The sequence below is a fragment of the Luteibacter sp. HAY1-4A genome (genome assembly GCF_056755355.1).
The window spans coordinates 1-953 of the sequence record NZ_JBNDHZ010000109.1 but is presented as its reverse complement, the minus strand read 5'-3'; the positions used below and the strand labels follow the sequence as shown (position 1 = coordinate 953).

The window sequence follows — 953 nt, the reverse complement described above, 5'->3', positions numbered from 1 at the left end:
GGGCCGTCGGCTTGCGCACCCGCACCGAAGGCCGCGGCGTTCTGGCCGGTCGCCACCGCACCGTAACCCGTGGCCGTGGATTGCACGCCCGTGGCTACGGCACCGCTGCCGGTGGCCGTGGCACCGTTCGCCCCAGCGAACGCACCGGAGCCCGACGCCGTCGCGTACTGACCCGTTGCCAGCGCATCGTCGGTGCCATCGTTGTTGCCGCTGGCCTTGAAGTAACGTGTCGCATCGTTCACCGATGCATCCAGCTGGCCCTTGTTCACCGCATCGGTGTCTTCGGTGCCCGCGGCGACGTTCGTGATCTGCCGCTCCGCACCCACATCGCCCACCGACACGGTGTTCGCGCGATCGTTGTATGAGCCCGCACCGAGAGCCACCGAGTTGGCTGCCGCCGCGATCGCCGATTCGCCGACCGCCGTGCTGCTCACGCCATCGGCCCAGCTGTTCCAGCCGAGCGACGTGGCGTAATCGGCGGTGGCCCATGCACCCGCACCGAACGCCGCGGCACCCGTGCCGGTCGCCTGCGCCGGAATGAAGCCGAAGAAGGTGGTGCCGCCCACCGCCACGCTCTCGTCACCGGTGGCCTGCGCGCTTTCGCCTACCGCCGTGCTGCTGACACCAGTGGCGGCGCTCAGCGTACCGACCGAGGTCGAGTAGTCGCCGATCGCATTCGCCACCGCACCGAAGGCGGCCGATTGCGCACCCGATGCGTACGCACCTACGCCTGCCGCTGTGGAGGCGAAGCCGCTGGCGTTCGCGCTCGCACCCACCGCGGTGCCGCCCACGCCCGCGCTGGTCGCGCCCGTATCCACCGGCACGCCACCGTTGGTGATCAGCGGATTGCCGTTTTCGTCCACCGCGTTACCGCCCACCGCGACGCTTCCCGGACCGTCCGCTTGTGCACCCGCACCGTAAGCCGCGCTGTTCTGGCCCGTCGCCACCGCACC

1 protein-coding gene is annotated in these 953 nt (G+C 70.5%); it reads right to left on the bottom strand.

Annotated elements, in window-relative coordinates:
- A partial coding sequence (locus ACPYOD_RS19135) for a YadA family autotransporter adhesin (RefSeq protein ID WP_481303270.1) occupies positions 1-953 on the bottom strand: 953 nt, incomplete at both ends.